This window comes from Psychrobacillus sp. OK032, from assembly GCF_900111345.1.
Taxonomy (GTDB): domain Bacteria; phylum Bacillota; class Bacilli; order Bacillales_A; family Planococcaceae; genus Psychrobacillus.
Genome location: NZ_FOGY01000005.1, coordinates 277,724 through 294,336, shown reverse-complemented (window position 1 = coordinate 294,336; position 16,613 = coordinate 277,724). Strand labels below are relative to the sequence as shown.

Annotated in this window: 18 protein-coding genes; 15 read left to right on the top strand and 3 right to left on the bottom strand. The window is 35.8% G+C overall.

The window, feature by feature from the left end:
• The first annotated feature begins 284 nt into the window (after nt 1-284).
• The 5 genes from BMZ04_RS12110 to BMZ04_RS12090 all read left to right on the top strand — a co-directional run bounded on the left by BMZ04_RS12110 (nt 285) and on the right by BMZ04_RS12090 (nt 6,449).
• Nucleotides 285-2,027 (top strand): ABC transporter ATP-binding protein, encoded by a 1,743-nt coding sequence (locus BMZ04_RS12110; protein ID WP_093270558.1) that lies wholly within the window; start codon nt 285-287, stop codon nt 2,025-2,027.
• Entirely contained in the window at nt 2,024-3,763 is a 1,740-nt protein-coding gene (locus BMZ04_RS12105; RefSeq protein WP_093270555.1) for an ABC transporter ATP-binding protein, read from the top strand. Before BMZ04_RS12110 ends, BMZ04_RS12105 begins: the two co-directional genes overlap by 4 nt.
• 62 nt (nt 3,764-3,825) lie before the next feature.
• The gene (locus BMZ04_RS22405) at nt 3,826-4,008 is read left to right on the top strand and encodes a hypothetical protein (protein ID WP_177184423.1); all 183 of its coding nucleotides are present in this window, start codon (nt 3,826-3,828) and stop codon (nt 4,006-4,008) included.
• Nucleotides 4,009-4,294: 286 nt separating this feature from the next.
• Entirely contained in the window at nt 4,295-5,104 is an 810-nt protein-coding gene (locus tag BMZ04_RS12095) for a DUF2935 domain-containing protein (RefSeq protein ID WP_093270718.1), read from the top strand.
• Between the two features lie 88 nt (nt 5,105-5,192).
• On the top strand, nt 5,193-6,449 hold the full coding sequence (locus BMZ04_RS12090; RefSeq protein ID WP_093270549.1) for an MFS transporter: 1,257 nt from the start codon (nt 5,193-5,195) through the stop codon (nt 6,447-6,449).
• Nucleotides 6,450-6,766: 317 nt separating this feature from the next.
• Here the strand turns inward: BMZ04_RS12090 and BMZ04_RS22820 are convergent, their stop codons facing one another.
• Complete coding sequence (locus tag BMZ04_RS22820; RefSeq protein ID WP_255367905.1) at nt 6,767-6,982, bottom strand: SRPBCC family protein; 216 nt, start codon at nt 6,980-6,982, stop codon at nt 6,767-6,769.
• An 80-nt stretch (nt 6,983-7,062) separates the two neighbouring features.
• Nucleotides 7,063-7,266: a YheE family protein gene (locus BMZ04_RS12080; RefSeq protein WP_093270546.1), complete on the bottom strand. Its 204-nt coding sequence runs from the start codon at nt 7,264-7,266 to the stop codon at nt 7,063-7,065.
• 72 nt (nt 7,267-7,338) lie between these two features.
• On the opposite strand from BMZ04_RS12080, the gene BMZ04_RS12075 reads away from it, so the two are divergent.
• The 4 genes from BMZ04_RS12075 to BMZ04_RS12060 all read left to right on the top strand — a co-directional run bounded on the left by BMZ04_RS12075 (nt 7,339) and on the right by BMZ04_RS12060 (nt 10,349).
• Complete coding sequence (locus BMZ04_RS12075; protein ID WP_093270544.1) at nt 7,339-7,728, top strand: ferritin-like domain-containing protein; 390 nt, start codon at nt 7,339-7,341, stop codon at nt 7,726-7,728.
• A gap of 206 nt (nt 7,729-7,934) precedes the next feature.
• Nucleotides 7,935-9,077 carry a DUF445 domain-containing protein gene (locus BMZ04_RS12070; protein WP_093270715.1) on the top strand — a complete coding sequence of 381 codons (1,143 nt, stop codon included), beginning with the start codon at nt 7,935-7,937 and terminating at the stop codon, nt 9,075-9,077.
• Between the two features lie 16 nt (nt 9,078-9,093).
• Complete coding sequence (locus tag BMZ04_RS12065) at nt 9,094-9,438, top strand: YlbF/YmcA family competence regulator (RefSeq protein ID WP_093270541.1); 345 nt, start codon at nt 9,094-9,096, stop codon at nt 9,436-9,438.
• Between the two features lie 131 nt (nt 9,439-9,569).
• Nucleotides 9,570-10,349, top strand: a complete 780-nt coding sequence (locus BMZ04_RS12060) for an enoyl-CoA hydratase (protein ID WP_093270538.1) — start codon at nt 9,570-9,572, stop codon at nt 10,347-10,349.
• 224 nt (nt 10,350-10,573) lie between these two features.
• Here BMZ04_RS12060 and BMZ04_RS12055 read toward each other — a convergent pair whose 3' ends face one another.
• A complete protein-coding gene (locus tag BMZ04_RS12055; RefSeq protein ID WP_093270535.1) occupies nt 10,574-10,759 on the bottom strand; it encodes a YhzD family protein in 186 nt (61 codons plus the stop codon).
• A 143-nt stretch (nt 10,760-10,902) separates the two neighbouring features.
• On the opposite strand from BMZ04_RS12055, the gene BMZ04_RS12050 reads away from it, so the two are divergent.
• The 6 genes from BMZ04_RS12050 to yhaM all read left to right on the top strand — a co-directional run bounded on the left by BMZ04_RS12050 (nt 10,903) and on the right by yhaM (nt 16,595).
• Nucleotides 10,903-11,100 carry a helix-turn-helix transcriptional regulator gene (locus tag BMZ04_RS12050; protein ID WP_093270532.1) on the top strand — a complete coding sequence of 66 codons (198 nt, stop codon included), beginning with the start codon at nt 10,903-10,905 and terminating at the stop codon, nt 11,098-11,100.
• A 2-nt stretch (nt 11,101-11,102) separates the two neighbouring features.
• The gene (locus BMZ04_RS12045; protein ID WP_093270529.1) at nt 11,103-11,414 is read left to right on the top strand and encodes a DUF2178 domain-containing protein; all 312 of its coding nucleotides are present in this window, start codon (nt 11,103-11,105) and stop codon (nt 11,412-11,414) included.
• Between the two features lie 25 nt (nt 11,415-11,439).
• A complete protein-coding gene (locus BMZ04_RS12040) occupies nt 11,440-11,637 on the top strand; it encodes a hypothetical protein (protein WP_093270712.1) in 198 nt (65 codons plus the stop codon).
• A 97-nt stretch (nt 11,638-11,734) separates the two neighbouring features.
• Nucleotides 11,735-12,946, top strand: coding sequence for a metallophosphoesterase family protein (locus tag BMZ04_RS12035; protein WP_093270526.1), 1,212 nt, complete (start codon nt 11,735-11,737; stop codon nt 12,944-12,946).
• Nucleotides 12,943-15,660, top strand: coding sequence for an ATP-binding protein (locus BMZ04_RS12030; protein ID WP_093270523.1), 2,718 nt, complete (start codon nt 12,943-12,945; stop codon nt 15,658-15,660). Before BMZ04_RS12035 ends, BMZ04_RS12030 begins: the two co-directional genes overlap by 4 nt.
• Nucleotides 15,657-16,595 carry a 3'-5' exoribonuclease YhaM gene (gene yhaM / locus BMZ04_RS12025; protein ID WP_093270520.1) on the top strand — a complete coding sequence of 313 codons (939 nt, stop codon included), beginning with the start codon at nt 15,657-15,659 and terminating at the stop codon, nt 16,593-16,595. Before BMZ04_RS12030 ends, yhaM begins: the two co-directional genes overlap by 4 nt.
• Nucleotides 16,596-16,613 lie beyond the last annotated feature (18 nt).

Sequence of the window (16,613 nt, the reverse complement as noted above, 5' to 3'; positions counted from 1 at the left end):
AAAAGATAGCCTAAAAAACTTAATAATTTGTTCATACCTACCATTAGACGAAAGATGATTAATAAATAGACGTGTAAAGGAATAATACTGTCTATTATTAAAGCACATTGCCGTATTATGGGTAATGTGCTTTTTTGTATTCTTTTATTTCCATTTTTTAGTAAAAATGAAAGGAGTGTTGGATATGACTATTCAACGGACAAAGCAAATTTTATTAAAGGAATCTCTAGAAGGCGGATAGCCGAATGGTTAAGCAGATATGTTGAGAAAAGAGGGGGTAACGAATGTTTTCTGTTTTATTTAAATTAAAATGGTTTTTCCAAGAAAACTGGAAGCGTTATACGGTTGCGGTAGGATTGCTTATAGTTGCGAGTGTTGTAGAAATTTTACCTCCTTGGGTGGTTGGGAATGCAATTGATACAATTACTTTAGGTGAAATGACGTCAAATCAATTATGGCAATATTTTTTCTTGTTTTTAGTAATTATCGTTGTGATGTATCTACTCAATTTTGTATGGCAATATCAGTTATTTGGTGGATCGATTTCCATTGAACGAATTTTACGTACTAGGTTGAATCGCAAATTTTTAAGTATGACACCGACTTTTTATGAAAAAAATCGTACGGGAGATTTAATGGCTCGTGCAACAAATGATTTAAATGCCGTATCCCAAACTGCAGGGTTTGGAATTATGACGCTAATCGATTCGACGATGTATATGTCTGCGTTAATACTTGCAATGGGGTTCATCATTTCATGGAAACTTACATTATTCGCACTAATACCTATACCGATTATGGCATTTATTATGCAATATTTAGGGAAAATCATTCATGAAAAATATATGACCGCGCAAGATGCATTTGGCGAGTTAAACGATCGCGTATTAGAATCCATCGCAGGTGTTCGAGTTATTCGTGCTTATGTGCAAGAGCGTGCGGATGAAAAAAACTTTGCGGACATGAGTGAAGATGTGTTTCAAAAAAATATGGTCGTTGAACGAATAGATGCACTTTTCGGACCTATTACTAAAGTAGGTACTGGCATTAGTTATGTAGTTGCTTTAGGATATGGTGCGTACTTAGTATCAAAAGGCGAGATGACAGTAGGGAATTTGATCACTTTTAACGTCTACTTAGGTATGGCAATATGGCCAATGTTCGCAATCGGTGAGTTGATAAATGTCATGCAACGCGGTAATGCTTCTTTAGATCGTGTGCAGGAAACATTGGATTATGAACAAGATGTAAAAGATCCGACGAATCCGATTGCGTTAAAAGACGCAAGCTCTATTGGATTTGAAGAAGTTGGGTTCCAATACCCGCTGTCACAAGTGAAAAACTTGCAAAATATTCGAGTAAACCTAGAAAAAGGGCAAACGCTGGGCATTGTTGGAAAAACGGGTTCTGGGAAGACGACCTTTATAAAGCAATTATTAAAGGAATATCCGATAGGCATAGGATCATTAACAATTGGAGAAACAGCCGTTTCTGAACAAACAAAAGATCAAGTTTTAGATTGGATTGGCTATGTTCCACAAGACCATGTGTTATTTTCGAGAACGATTCGTCAAAATATCCTTTTTGGAAAAGAGGATGCAACAGAAGAAGAGTTAGAAGAAGCAATTCGATTAGCTCACTTCCAACAAGACTGGATGAATTTACCGATGGGACTAGAAACACTAGTAGGGGAAAAAGGTGTCTCTTTATCGGGCGGCCAAAAGCAGCGTGTGTCCATTGCTCGGGCGCTTATTAAAAATCCAGAGATCCTATTATTAGACGATTCGCTTTCGGCAGTTGACGCAAAAACAGAAGCGAAAATTATTGAAAATATTCAAACAGAACGTAGTGGGAAGACAACAATTATTACGACGCATCGATTATCTGGTATTCAGCATGCAGACCATATTATCGTACTAGATGAAGGACTAATTGTAGAAGAAGGCACACATGAAGAACTTCTTCTACAAAATGGATGGTACAAAGAGCAATACGATCGTCAACAGCTTGAGGGGGTGTCGTCATGAGTACAGGAAAACGACTCTACCATTACGCATTATTTTATAAAAGACCAATTTTGCTTGGTTTAATCTTTTTAACAATTGCAGTGATTGCTGATTTATCCGGACCATTCATTGCCAAGACAATTATTGATGAACATATTGTAGAAGGTACGATTGAATTTCAACCGATTCTGCTGTTACTTGCATTGTTTTTTGGACTAAGTGTTGTTACGGCAGTTTTTCGATACTTTATGTTCATCCAGTTACAAATTGGAGCAAACCGAGTTGTACAAAAACTACGAAACGATGTATTCCAACATATCCAAACATTACCGATTCAGTATTTTGACAATTTGCCAGCTGGTAAAGTAGTAGCTCGTGTAACGAATGATACAGAAGCAATTCGTAATTTGTATGTGCAAGTATTATCACAATTTGCGACAAGTATTATTTCCATTTTAGGGGTTTACGTCGCGCTTTTCATTTTAAATGTACAAATGGCTTTGATGGCTTTATTTGTTCTTCCGATTATTTATATATGGATGATTGCTTATCGGAAATATGCTTCTAAATATAATCATATCGTCCGAACAAAAATTGCCGACTTAAATGCAATGCTTAACGAATCTATTCAAGGAATGTCCATTATTCAAGCGTTCAAACGAGAAAAGCAAATGGACCGTGAATTTGAAGAGATGAATGAGGAGCATTATCGCTATCAGAAGAAATTATTAGTACTTGATTCCGCTACATCATTTAACTTAGTAAGCGTGCTGCGTTCTATTATGTATATAATGTTTATAACGTATTTTGGCTTACAATCGATGGAGCCAATTAGCATCGTAACGGCCGGTATGCTATATGCATTTGTTGACTATACGACGAGATTATTTAATCCTATTACAGGAATTGTAAATCAGTTCTCACAATTGGAGAGATCACTAGTAGCTGGTTCTCGCGTGTTTACATTACTCGATGAGTCAGGTGAAAAAGTCGAGGATAAGAAGATGGAGCGATACGAAGGGAATGTAGAATTCCAAAATGTTTCATTTGCATACAAGGAGCAAGAGTATGTGTTGAAAAACTTGAACTTTGTAGCCAATAAAGGAGAAACGGTAGCTTTAGTAGGACATACCGGATCTGGTAAAAGCTCCATTATGAATTTATTGTTCCGTTTCTATGATCCATCGAAAGGGGAAATTCTTATTGACGGTATCGATATTACGACAGTACCAAGACAAACGATTCGGGATCATATGGGAATTGTGTTGCAAGATCCTTATTTGTTTTCAGGGACGATAGCATCGAATGTGAGCTTAAACGACCCAAGTATATCGCGAGAAAAAGTAGAAGCGGCACTACATGCAGTTGGTGGGGAACGTGTGTTGAAAAATTTGGAAAAAGGGTTGGATGAACCGGTTATTGAGAAGGGGAGTACATTATCCTCTGGTCAAAGACAGCTCGTCTCCTTTGCAAGAGCACTTGCCTTCGACCCAGCTATCCTAATATTAGATGAAGCAACCTCTAATATTGATACGGAAACAGAAGAAATCATTCAACATGCAATGGATGTATTGAAAAAAGGAAGAACGACTTTCATCATTGCACATCGACTTTCTACTATTAAGAATGCGGATCGTATTTTAGTATTAGAACGAGGCGAAATAGTTGAAAGTGGTACGCATGATGAATTGCTGCAACTTCAAGGTCGCTATGAACAAATGTATAAATTACAAGCAGGAGTATCTCAGCATGTTTAACACATGCAGAGATACTCTCTTTGCTTTATAACTATTGCTTCTATTTACTATTCCTATTTTGTGTGTCTTCATCAATTGAAGAAGAAGCTTTCTTATACTCTCCATTAATTGGAGGGGAAGAATTAATAATTGGATCTCCATATGCAGTATATGTAGATGTGTCATTCATTGAGTTGCTTTCATTTTTATTAGAGATTATTTGGCTATTTCGTGGATTTTGTGTACTTTTTTGCAATTGTAGATGAAGCTCTCTTGCACTTATTATTGATAGTAGGAGAAGTAGCTATTATTGGATCTCCGTAGGTAGAAGTGTCTCTATCTTCCATGTTGTCATTTTTATTGTATTCATATTTTATTTTGTCATTTATGTAGAACCTCCAAATAGTTATAGCGAATCATTTTTATCTCCTCCCATAATTTTCAAACTATACATGCCTTAATGGCAATTAAATTTTCGAATTGCAAGAGGGGAGATTTTTGAAGGAAATGAAACATATAATTACTACTGTACGTAATAATGGAGGTGAATGGATGGCAACTGAGTTTGTTGTAAGGTCCTTAAATGAAATCAAATTTTGGTCAAGAATTATGAAGGAACATGCTTTATTTTTAAGCTTGGGATTTACGTTTAACGAGAAAAAGTTAATTGAGGAAGCACAACAGTATATCGCTATTTTCGAACGAATTGAAGAGCAGCTAGCAGGTTACAATGTGAATTCTGATCCAAGACAAATACAGGAGTTCAATTCGTATGTGTATCAATCAGCAGTCTCGATTTGGGCATACAAACGAAAAGTTTTAGGTCTAATACTTCGTTGTGAAATCAGGACCAATAATTATCCTCTATTAGTCGATCATATAAGCAGAGAAGCCGCTTACTATGCCAAAAGATTAAAGGAACTAAATGAAGGGAAACTGAAACCATTACCGGAAGCTATCATAAAAGAAAATGTATTTTTCCTAAAAATTATGGCAGATCATGCGAAATTTATTGGGCATCTTTTAGATCCAAGTGAACGAAAGCTTGTTGATCAGGCAAGAGAGTTTAGCCATGATTTCGACCAGTTATTGTTTCAAGCACAAGACTTGGATAGTATGCGACCACAATCCGAAACCCCACCACTACTACATCAATTTTTGGATCAAAATCGAGTATCTGTTGTTTCATTAAGAGACTTTAAGAAAACAGCTCGCGATTTAATCGAGGAATGCCGTATCAAAAGTAATATTCACCCCCTATTAGCTGACCATACATTTAGAGAAGCAGAACGATTTATTGAAATCATTGATCTATTTGAGGCGAGTCTTACAAATGCGACCCAGCATGGGGAGCAGCAGTAGACTCTTCATAATAAGTCCAATTTTATATTGAATTTTTCAAACGGAAATCGTATATTTAGGGTACCGAAATAAAGAGAAGAGGTACCCTATGTTTTTTTTGCTTGCAGATTGGAAAAAGAAAATAACTTCATTCAATAGAAATATAAAAATGTTCATGCTTGCAAATGTTCTCATCCAAATAGGGATGGGTGTATTTTCTGTTATGTACAATTTGTATATAAAAGAGCTTGGCTTTCCAGAAACACTAAATGGTAAAATCATTTCCATGACTGCCCTTGCTACGGCGATTATGTTAGTACCAGCAGGATACTTAAGTGACCGTATAGGTAGAAAGGGAATCATCATTACAGGTACAGTAGTTGCAGCTAGTACGTTGTTTTATAGAAGTTTAGTTACTGGTGAACAATTGCTAATTTATGCTGCGTTCCTCACTGGATTATTTATGGCATTAGTACAAGTATCTGGTGTTCCTTTTCTCGCAGAAAATTCGAAAGCCAGTGAAAGGATGCATCTTTTTAGTATTCATTTTTCATTGATGACTATTGCAAGTGTTGTTGGGAGTCTTGGCGGGGGAGTGCTAGCAGATGCGCTCCATGTAATTGGAAATATATCTACCGTAGATTCTATTAAATATGTACTAGTAATTGGGGCATTTATTTTCACTATTGGTATAATCCCTTTATTTCAGTTAAAGCCAATTAAAATAAAGACAGAGGTACCCGAACACGAGGAATCCGATGTTAAATTACCAATTGGGCTGCGAAAAAATTTGAAGGTTATTTTATTGTTTGGATTTGCAAATCTACTAATTGGAACTGGGTCAGGCCTTGTTATCCCTTACTTAAATTTATATTTTTCCAACCGTTTCGATGCTTCTAACACCTATATTGGACTCATCTTGTCACTCGGTTCTGCGATGACAGCCGTGGCTATGTTACTCGGACCTGCTCTTGTGAAAAAGGTAGGAAAAGTTAAAGCGTTAGTTATTTTTCAACTGCTCTCGATCCCGTTTTTATTTATAACCGGCTATACCAATTCTTTAATCATAGCATCCATCGCGTTTTTAATACGACAAGCATTAATGAATGCGGGAAATCCTATTCAAAGTGCAATAGCGATGGAGCTTGTAATGGATAAGTATAAGGGGCTAGCCAATTCGGTAAATCAGATGGTTTTTAACATAGGATGGGCAAGTACCGGAGCCATTTCTACAGGACTTGTAGTGACATTCGGCTTCTATTGGGGGTATGCGTATACGTTTACAATAACAGGAGTTCTATATATTATAGCTTCAACCTATTTCTATATTATTTTTGGGCGAAAGAAAAAGTTAGCGAACGACTAGAAAAGTAAGAGGGATGGTTGTTGTGATGATATAGCAGCGGTAAGTTCGAAAGAGGCAATTGATGTATAAGAAAAGTGTAAGGAAGAAAAAATATCATTTCTTCCTTACACATTAGTAGATGAGGCTATTTATTTACTGTTTTCTTTATTAAACATGAGGAATATCATTTCCTTCTATTAAAGCTTTGAGATTTTCTAATGATTGATCAAATCCCGCTGAATTTATGGTCACCCTTGTTCCATTCAGTACTGGTTCTTGTCTAAAAGATATCGTTGTCTGTTGTCCGTCTAAATAAAGGGAGAATACATCGTATGGTTCTAGAGCTTGATAGTAAAGGTCATTGGAAGCATTTCAGATAAATTATTATGTCGACTAGGCATTAATGTAAAGGTACCTTTTTCCCCTACACTGAGCTTGGTGATCTTCCAAGGTGAACCTGGAACATACCATTGGGAGAGTTTATGGGCATCAGTTATGGCATTCCAAATAGTTTTTTTATCCCCATCTATTAAAATTGAACTTTTATCTTCCATTTCGACTCCTCCAATTGTGCCTTATGTAGGTTAAATAATCACGTTCTCAATAAATTTAAAGTTTCATGCACAGGGGGATCTTAGTCATACACATGAAATAGCATGAGTTCATGTATCATTTTCTTCACTGTTTCTACATCAGCTGGTGTTTCACCGAGCCATTTTATCGTTCCATCCGGTTCATATTCTGCAGCGTATCTTTGTTGTTTATAAAAGAAAGAGACGGACCAACCCGGGAGCTGTTTGTTATCATAGAGTGGTTTGAAACTAAAGTGTTGTAGCAATAATATCAACCTTTCATGTGCGTGAATTTATTCGCATACACTAGTAGAAATGACTAGTGAAGGAGCGTCTAATTGTTTACTGAAAAATTAAAACAAGCAATACTAAACGAATATGATGATTATCACTTTTATCGTTCCATGTATAATTTAACTGATGATCCGTATTGGCAAAGTTTTATCGAACATATATATGTAGATGAAAAAAGCCATTACGAAATGTTCCAACAATTATATTATATGCTTACGGGGACATTTGTTCAAAATTTTCCGGAGCCTAAAGAGTGTTTTGATTTAAAAGAATGTGCAAAGATTGCAATTAGAGATGAGTTAGAAGCAGCCGAAATGTATAAGGAAATGCTGCTCCAAATACCGATTCAGCAAGCATATGCTCCGCTATTTGTCGCAATGCATGATGAAACCGAGCATGCTATTCGTTTATCAACCATGTATAACGCGTTGTAAAATGTAAAATCTTTTAACTTTATTCAGAAAAAATTCAAACCCGGCTGAATAAAGTTAAAGCCTCCGGCGGATGTCACAGATTTTTTAGTGGAATTTATCGAGCAAGCTCGATAAAAATCTGGACGCAAATACGCCAAGGCGAATTTGATGAGTTTGTCCTTCCTCTGCTATAATAAATGAGAAGCTAGAGGAAAAAGGTGAAACAAATGAATTTTATATGGACAATCGCATTTATGGCAATCGTCGGAGCAGCTATTGGAGCAGTTACGAATCATTTAGCTATTAAAATGTTATTCAGACCACATGAAGCAAAATATATCGGATCATGGCGACTTCCATTCACACCAGGTTTAATACCAAAAAGACGTGATGAACTAGCAAAACAATTGGGAAATACTGTGATTAATCACTTATTAACTCCTGAAATTTTTAAACGAAAATACTTTAATGAAGAAATGCAAGAAAAGACAACCAAATTGATCGTTCGTCAATTGAATGAAAAAATATTGCTTTCCGATAAAACAATTGCAGATTGGTTAAAGCTGAGTGGTCTTGAAAATATTACTTCTATGGCAAATGGAAAAATTGAAAACCAAGTAGATATCCAATTTGAGCAATTAAAATCAAGATTTGAACAGGAAACGATCCGTGAATTGGCACCAATAGAATGGCAACAGAAAGCAGATACAAAAGTAGGAGAAATTGTCGCCTATATACTCGAAAAGGGAGAAGACTTTTTCGAGTCAGAACAAGGAAAAATGACGGTGAAAAACTTAATCGATGATTTCCTGTCAACTAAAGGAACACTTGGAAGCATGATTCAAATGGTCGTCGGAGAATCTTCATCACTTGCAGGAAAAGTGCAACCTGAAATCTTGAAATTTTTAAAAGCACCTGGAACGAAAAATATGTTAGAAAATATTGTACAAAATGAATGGGAAAAGCTAAAGGATCGTCCAATTGTAGAAATGATTGATGGATTTGATTTTGAACCGGTCATTGCCAATGTGAAGAAGTATTTGACTGAACAATTGGCAATCGAAGAACGTTTAAGTCATAGCCTAATTTTTTATTTCCCAGAAGCAGCAGAATGGACACAAACAAAACTAGTACCCAAGCTTACTACTTTTGCATTTGCAGAAGCAGAAGCAAAATTAGAAGAAGTATTGCGTAAAATGAAATTAGAAGATATGGTAAAAGAGCAAGTCGATTCTTTCCCAGTCGAACGCTTGGAAGAAATTGTACTTGGTATATCAAAACGAGAGTTTAAAATGATTACCGTTCTAGGTGGAGTTCTTGGAGGTCTTATCGGGATTATTCAAGGAATCATTGTATTTATAACGGGATAAAAAAGGAGCAAATAGCATGATCAATATTTATGACGATATTAACAAATTAGAAGCAACATTACGTAAAACAAATGAGTTCGCAAACGTACAGGCAGCTGTTGGTGCTGTAAAAGCAGATGCTGAAGCCTTAGCATTATTCAAAAGCTTCCGTAAAATCCAATTAACCCTTCAAGAGAAACAAATGAAGGGTGAAGATATTGCTGGGGAAGAAATAGAATATGCACAAAAAACTGCGCAACTTGCGCAAGGAAATGAAAAAATTGCACAAATGCTTCAGGCGGAAATGGGATTAAGTCAATTAATCGAGGAAGTAAATCGTGTGTTAATTAAACCAGTGCAAGAACTATACGAAGGCATTTAACTTTAGATACTTGAAAGGGTCTCTCCAAAACAATTGGGGAGACCCTTTTTGTATTGTAAAGCAGGAATATTGTAATGGATGACGAATGTATTAACAATGAATGACTATTCTCTAACAAAGGGGAGAACGAAATGTATAACACGTTGACATTGGAAAAAGAAGGTAGAATTGCTACGCTAACTTTAAATCGACCAGAATCAATGAACTCGATGAATGAAATTATGATGCAGGAGCTAGCAGATTGTTTGGAATCTCTAAAAGAGGATACTTCTGTACAAGTACTACTGCTTAAAGGGGAGGGGCGTGCATTTTCAGCTGGTGGGGACATTAAAGCGATGATTGATCCAGAGATTAGATTTGATATAGAAGAAGTGATGAAATATGTTACTCGCATTGCATTAGCATTATATACGTTACCTCAAATTACAATAGCCTCGATACACGGTGCAGCAGCAGGGCTTGGTTTTAGTATCGTACTTGGATGTGATATCGTAATAGCAGAAGAAAATAGTAAACTAGCGATGAACTTTATAGGAATTGGACTAGTGCCGGACGGTGGAGGACACTTCTTCTTAAAAGAAAGAGTTGGAATTACAAAAGCAAAACAACTAATGTGGAATGGCCAGCTATTTACAGGGATAGAAGCTCGAAAAATTGACTTAGTGGATGAAATAGCATCTGATGGTCTTGGATGGGCAACCGCAACTTCCTACGCCCAAAAGTTACTACAATCGCCAATCGCAGCGATGATTGCCTCGAAAGAAATATTGCATGCAAGTAAATTAGAGGAACTGAAGTCCATACTAGAGCGAGAAGCCATAACCCAAACGGCAATGCGTAAAACTGCAGATCATGTAGAAGGGATAAATGCATTCGTGGAGAAACGTAAGCCTGAATTTAAAGGGATATAAAATTAGTCATAAAAACAGTAAAGGGATTATTAGCAGGAGATCAAGTACAATCGATCTCCTGCTAATTTTATGGAGTAAATATCCTTTTTAACTAACGCTATGATTATTCCAACTAAATGGACCATAATTCCAACTAAACACTTCAAAATTCCAACTAAACAAATTCCCCCAAAAACACACAAAAAAAGGACTAAAACCAAGTCGGTTTTAGTCCCTTCACAAGCTTACACATGAAATAATACAAGCTTCCCTGCACTATTTACTAAACGATGTGTTGTTTCAAGCAATCCTTTTTCTTCGATTACTGCTTCCCCTTTTTTCTTCGCTTCCTCATCGTTTTCGAAAGTCCATGTTTCTTCAACAATCAGCTTTCCTGTTTGTTCAAATGCAGTAAATTTATACGTTTTCATGAATCAACACCCCTTTTTTTCAATTATCTATATATTATACATTAAAAAATTTAAAAGATAAATGTAAAGTGAGCTTGACATACTTTCTGGAAGTAAAGTATACTTTACGTAAAGTTAGCTTTACAAAGGAAGTAGGAATCACGATGGAAAATTTAGTTAGAGAAAAGCGAGTGGCTCTAGGCATGACTCAAGATGAACTATCACTCATGCTGGATGTTTCTAGGCAAACGATTATTTCGTTAGAAAAAGGACGATATAATCCTTCTATTACACTAGCTTTTAAGCTTGCAAAATTGTTCCAATGTACGATTGAGGAAATATTTATATATGAGGAGGAATAGGAATGTATGAAAATTTTGATTTAGTCTCCTTTTTGATTGGGTTGCCACTTGCAATTATAATCATGACAATTGTGTTTCTAATTATGAGAAGTATAGGTAAGCAAAGAAGATGGTTTGATGAGCGCTATGTTAGAATCCATGAAAAAGCACGCTCTTTATCTTGGACTGTTACTACGATAACTATATTAATCGTGTGGATGATTATTATTTTTATGGAGGGTCCGGGGTTAGCTTTCTTCTTAATGACAGCGATTTGGGTAATTCATATGCTTTCTTATGCTATTGGGTCATTCGTTGCCAGTAAATCCAATTAAATCTAAGTGGAAAGGCGGTATGAAATTGAGAAGTAATACTAAATGGGCACTTGGAGTTTCCTTATTTGCTTTAATTGGTTTCCCAGTTATTTTTTTATTTATTTCATTACTTTCAGGTCAATGGAATTATTTAATAATCAGTATTTTTCCATCCTTTTCAGCAGGTCTCACTGGATTAATAATATCGCTTCAGCAATTGAAAAAAGAACGTAATTATAATTAGCAAAGGATAGAATAAGATTGTATACATTTGTTTGTATGCAATCTTTTCTTTATGATAAAATAAGAACAAATATTCGTTTTTGAGTGAGGTGGAAGCAATGACAGAAATTCGATTTCTCCATATAGCTGATTTGCATCTGGACAGTCCTTTTAAAGGGATTTCTTCTATTCCGCAAAGCAAGTGGAATGACATACGTGAAAGCACATTTAACGCTTTTACAAACATTGTGGAATATGCATTGGAAAATAAGCCAGATTTCGTGTTAATAGTTGGAGATATTTATGATGGGGAAAATCGTAGTTTACGTGCCCAACATTTATTTCAAAAAGGAATGGAAGCACTACAATCAGAAGGAATTCCTGTTTTCATTTGTTATGGAAACCATGATCATTTAAGTGGAAACTGGGTGCGGTTTCAGCTTCCAGACAATGTGCAAGAATTTGGAGGAGACGTGGAAACAAAAACATTAGATATTAAAGGGCAAAAAGTAAATATATCAGGATTTAGCTATAAAGAGCGACATGTTTTAGAAGGAATGCATACCTATTACCCGACTGCTAATGGACAACATATTCATATCGGAATGCTACATGGTAGTGTGGAAGGAAACGTGGAACATGATGTATATGCCCCTTTTCAAAAAAATAATTTAATAGCAAAGGGCTATGATTATTGGGCACTTGGCCATATTCATAAGCGACAAACTTTGCATGATGATCCACCGATTGTGTATCCAGGTAATACGCAAAGTCGTCACCGAAACGAAAAAGGGTTAAAAGGATTTTATGATGTCACCTTAACGAAACATAATGCAATGCTTCGATTTATACCGTCATCTGCATTTCTTTATGATGTAGTAGAAGTTTCTTGTGAAGGAATTGTTCATGCAAATGAATTAATAAAACATATCGAACTAACCTTAGACCACTACAGGAAAACAAATGGAAATGCATTGATTGAACTTATTTTAACGGATATTACAGAAGAGACAAACGAGCTTATTCAAGGTTCTTCTAAGGAAGAGTGGCTATTTCTCCTACAAGAAAACTTGGAGATGGATAGTCCGTTTATAATAGTGAAAGACTTGCATATAACTCACCCTAATAAAGATCGAAGAGAATTGAATATGCTTCTAGATATAATGAAAGAATGGGATTCTTCCGACTGGAAACATGTTTTAAAAGATCTTTATCGACATCCAAAAGGTAGCAGATATTTACCTACAATAGACGAACTGTTTTTGAATGAAACGTTACAAGAAGCAGAACATTTGCTTTCAAAAGTAGTGACAAAGGTGGATAAACAGTGAAAATAGAAAAACTCCATATATATGGCTTTGGAAAACATGAAAATGTAGAAATAAATTTAATGGATGGCATCAATGTCTTGTACGGGGAAAATGAAGCCGGAAAGTCCACCATCCAACAATTCATTTTGCATATGCTTTTTGGATTCCCACAAAAAAATGCACAAATATTAAGATACGAACCGAAAAGTGGGGCCAAGTACGGTGGAAAAATTCATCTAATAGATAAGCATGGAGCTCGTATAATAGTAGAACGTGTTAAAGGAAAAGCAAGCGGAGACGTTACACTATACTTTGAAGATGGCACCCGAGGTGGGGAGAAAGAACTTTCATCTTTACTTCATTCATACAGTCGTGCAGATTTCGAAGCAATTTTCTCTTTTTCATTGCTTCAATTGCAAGGCTTCGAAAAAATGACAGAAGAAGAGCTAACAAGAACGCTCCTTATATCAGGTACAACTGGGATGGACATGTTAACAAGTGTCGAAGCTCAATTTGTAAAAGAAATGGGAGAACTCTTTAAACCAACTGGGAAGAAGCCATTAATCAATCAAAAAATCGAAGAATTACGAGAATTAGAGTTAGCATGGAAACAAAAAATGGAAGAGACGCAAATGTATGAGCCCTCTATTAAACGTTTACTTGAACTTGAACTACTCATAACGAAAACGATCGAAGAGGAGAAAAATATCTCTGATCGATTACAACACTATTTAAGTTGGAAGCAACTAAAGCCCATAAAAGAAAAAGAAATAGTGTTGGAACAAGCGCTTGAAAAAGTAAAGCAAATAACCTTCCCAGTAGATGGAATACGTCGCTATGAGTTAATCAAGGATAAAGAAATTAGTGTGAAAATTATGCTTGAACAATTAGAGGAAGAGCTCGCTAATACAACAAATAATCACAAAGTTTTATCACAAGAAGAATTAGAAGCGCTACAAGCATTTTTAAACAAGGAAACCGAGTGGCATGAACAGAGAGCAAAACGAATACAAATAGAAGAGGAACAAAGTAAAACTTTGCAGAGCCAAATGCAACAATTAGCGCTAATTGGAGTAGATTGGGAAAAAAGTTTAACTCATATGGTTCAAGCGGATGTATCCATTGTGCAAGAAGATAAACTTGTTTCATTCCTTAAAAAACAGGAACAACTAGAACGACAAATCATTCAGGAAAATCGTTTATTACAAATGAAAAAAGAAGACCTCGAAAAACACCAAAATCATATAAACGAATCGAAACGATCGAACAGATCCTCTTCCGAGAAAAATAATGCAAACCGAATAGCTATTTTGCTTATTGGAGTCATTCTTTTACTCGGTTTAACTTTTAGCTTTCTTCAAGCAAATTGGATGATCGCTCTGACAACTGTCCTAATTAGTGTGATTGTTTACGTTGGCTTCACGTTCCTGCTTAGAACATTGCAACAATCAAATGATGTTCAAAAATATTCTAGTTTATTGTTGAAAGAACAACAGAAGTTAAAGGAGCAAATAGCACAACTCGAATATGCTATACGAGAACTAGAGCGAGAAAATAGTGAGATTTACCATCAGATACATTCATTTTTAACGAAGTACCATATTAGTAATGAGCTCTCACCTAGCCTATTGCCAGAGTTATTTAATAGACTCCGAATAATTCAAGAACAACAAATGATATTAGATCAAATGGAAGAGAAATTATATGAAGTGAGTAAAAGGTTTCAAATACTATTCGAACAAGCACAAGAAGTGGCAAACATTCATTTAATAGAAGATATACTTTTCCACCAACTTCGTGAACATTATTTAATAGAAAAGAGAAAAGCGGAAGAACAACAGTTTAAAGCTAAAAAAAATGTTCAAATTGAAACAAAACTACAGGAAACTAAATTAGTTCTTGCTGTATATGTAGAAAAAATTGGTGAGTTGTATAAAGAAGCGAATGTAGAAAATGAAGGAGATTATTACACTGCATCTAAACTTTATGAAGAAAAGCTAGCATTAGAGAAAGAAATCGAACAAATTAGAATGCAATTAGGTAATAGAGAAATTAATATCCATGAATTTAATGAAAGCTTTGAAATAGAGAACAAAGAAAAACTGCATGCCTTCCAACAAGAACGGAATCAATTGCTAGAAGAAAAAGCATCTCTCCAATATAAAACAAAAAAGTTGATCGAAAATGATGAACAAAGTGAAAAACTACAACAGCTTGAACAGAAAAAGACAGAGCTATATGAATTAGTGAAAAAGTGGGCTGCTTATAAGGCGATTGTAGAAACGATACAACAAACATTTGTGCAACTAAAGGAAGAACGCCTTCCGGAAGTATTGGAGTACGCACAGAGCTATTTCCGCACGCTTACAGGTAATGTTTATGAAGCGTTGGTCCTAACGCCAGAGGGAAATTTTGAAGCCGTCAGATCAAACGGACAGCGTTATAAAATTGCCGAGCTTAGCCAAGCAACAAAAGAACAAGCATATATTTCTTTACGAATTGCACTTGCAGTAGCGTTAAAAGGGACAACACCTTTTCCAATTATTATGGACGATCCATTTGTACATTTCGATCGTTTCAGGCTGCAACACATGGTACAATTAATGACAGAGCTACAGAAAAAACATCAACTACTGTATTTTACATGTCATGAAAATATGCGATATGGCTGGAAAGATGCACATATCGTTGAAGTAGCAGACATATTAGCCGGAAGTGGAGGGAATGTGAAATGAAAGGTATTACACAACTACGAGTAGGGGATCCAGTAGATCATTTCTTACTAATAAAACAATCAACAAAAGGGATAACAACTGTTGGCAAGCCATTTATGTCACTTGTTTTACAAGATAAAAGCGGCGATATCGAAGCGAAACTATGGGATACAAATGATGAGCACGAAAAGTTATACGCTGCTAGTCAAATTGTCCGTGTAGGAGGAGAAATTCAAGATTATCGAGGAAAGTTCCAGCTTCGAGTAAAAAGCATCCGTCCAGCAAAATCAGACGAACAGGTTACTATTCAGGACCTTGTGCCATCAGCTGAAAAGTCGAAAGAAGAATTAATGGAAGAAGTGATGCAATTTTTCTTCGAAATGAAAAATCCATTGATCCAGCGGGTTACGCGTCACTTACTAAAAAAACATCAACCTGCATTTATGACATACCCAGCGGCGACGAAAAATCACCATGATTACGCATCTGGTCTAATCGACCACGTTGTTTCCATGTTAAAACTTGCGAAAGCATTATGTGATTTATATCCAACGCTTAACAAAGATCTATTATATGCCGGCATTATTTTACACGATATCGGAAAAGTAATAGAGCTATCTGGACCGGTTGCAACAACATACACGACCGAAGGAAATTTACTTGGTCATATTACAATTATGGTCAATGAAATCTCAAAAGCAGCAGATGAACTTCAAATAGAAGGGGAAGAAGTTATGCTTCTTCAACATATGGTGCTTTCTCACCATGGAAAAGAAGAATGGGGAAGTCCAAAGCGCCCAATGGTTCGTGAAGCGGAAATCTTGCATTATATTGATAATATCGATGCAAAAATGAATATGCTAAATCGTGCATTAGACAAAACAAATCCAGGAGAGTTTACTGAACGTTTATTCCCGTTAGAAAACCGTTCATTTTATAAACCTACATTTGAATAATAACAAAAGCGAAAGCGC

Excerpts from the sequence above, each read along its gene's own strand:
- BMZ04_RS12090 (WP_093270549.1), top strand. The coding sequence starts at position 5,193 with ATGTTTTTTTTGCTTGCAGATTGGAAAAAGAAAATAACTTCATTCAAT.
- BMZ04_RS12105 (WP_093270555.1), top strand. The coding sequence starts at position 2,024 with ATGAGTACAGGAAAACGACTCTACCATTACGCATTATTTTATAAAAGA.
- BMZ04_RS12055 (WP_093270535.1), bottom strand. The coding sequence starts at position 10,759 with ATGAAAACGTATAAATTTACTGCATTTGAACAAACAGGAAAGCTGATT.
- BMZ04_RS12070 (WP_093270715.1), top strand. The coding sequence starts at position 7,935 with ATGAATTTTATATGGACAATCGCATTTATGGCAATCGTCGGAGCAGCT.
- BMZ04_RS12065 (WP_093270541.1), top strand. The coding sequence starts at position 9,094 with ATGATCAATATTTATGACGATATTAACAAATTAGAAGCAACATTACGT.
- BMZ04_RS12060 (WP_093270538.1), top strand. The coding sequence starts at position 9,570 with ATGTATAACACGTTGACATTGGAAAAAGAAGGTAGAATTGCTACGCTA.
- BMZ04_RS12050 (WP_093270532.1), top strand. The coding sequence starts at position 10,903 with ATGGAAAATTTAGTTAGAGAAAAGCGAGTGGCTCTAGGCATGACTCAA.
- BMZ04_RS12095 (WP_093270718.1), top strand. The coding sequence starts at position 4,295 with ATGGCAACTGAGTTTGTTGTAAGGTCCTTAAATGAAATCAAATTTTGG.
- BMZ04_RS22820 (WP_255367905.1), bottom strand. The coding sequence starts at position 6,982 with ATGGAAGATAAAAGTTCAATTTTAATAGATGGGGATAAAAAAACTATT.
- BMZ04_RS12045 (WP_093270529.1), top strand. The coding sequence starts at position 11,103 with ATGTATGAAAATTTTGATTTAGTCTCCTTTTTGATTGGGTTGCCACTT.
- BMZ04_RS12035 (WP_093270526.1), top strand. The coding sequence starts at position 11,735 with ATGACAGAAATTCGATTTCTCCATATAGCTGATTTGCATCTGGACAGT.
- yhaM (WP_093270520.1), top strand. The coding sequence starts at position 15,657 with ATGAAAGGTATTACACAACTACGAGTAGGGGATCCAGTAGATCATTTC.
- BMZ04_RS12110 (WP_093270558.1), top strand. The coding sequence starts at position 285 with ATGTTTTCTGTTTTATTTAAATTAAAATGGTTTTTCCAAGAAAACTGG.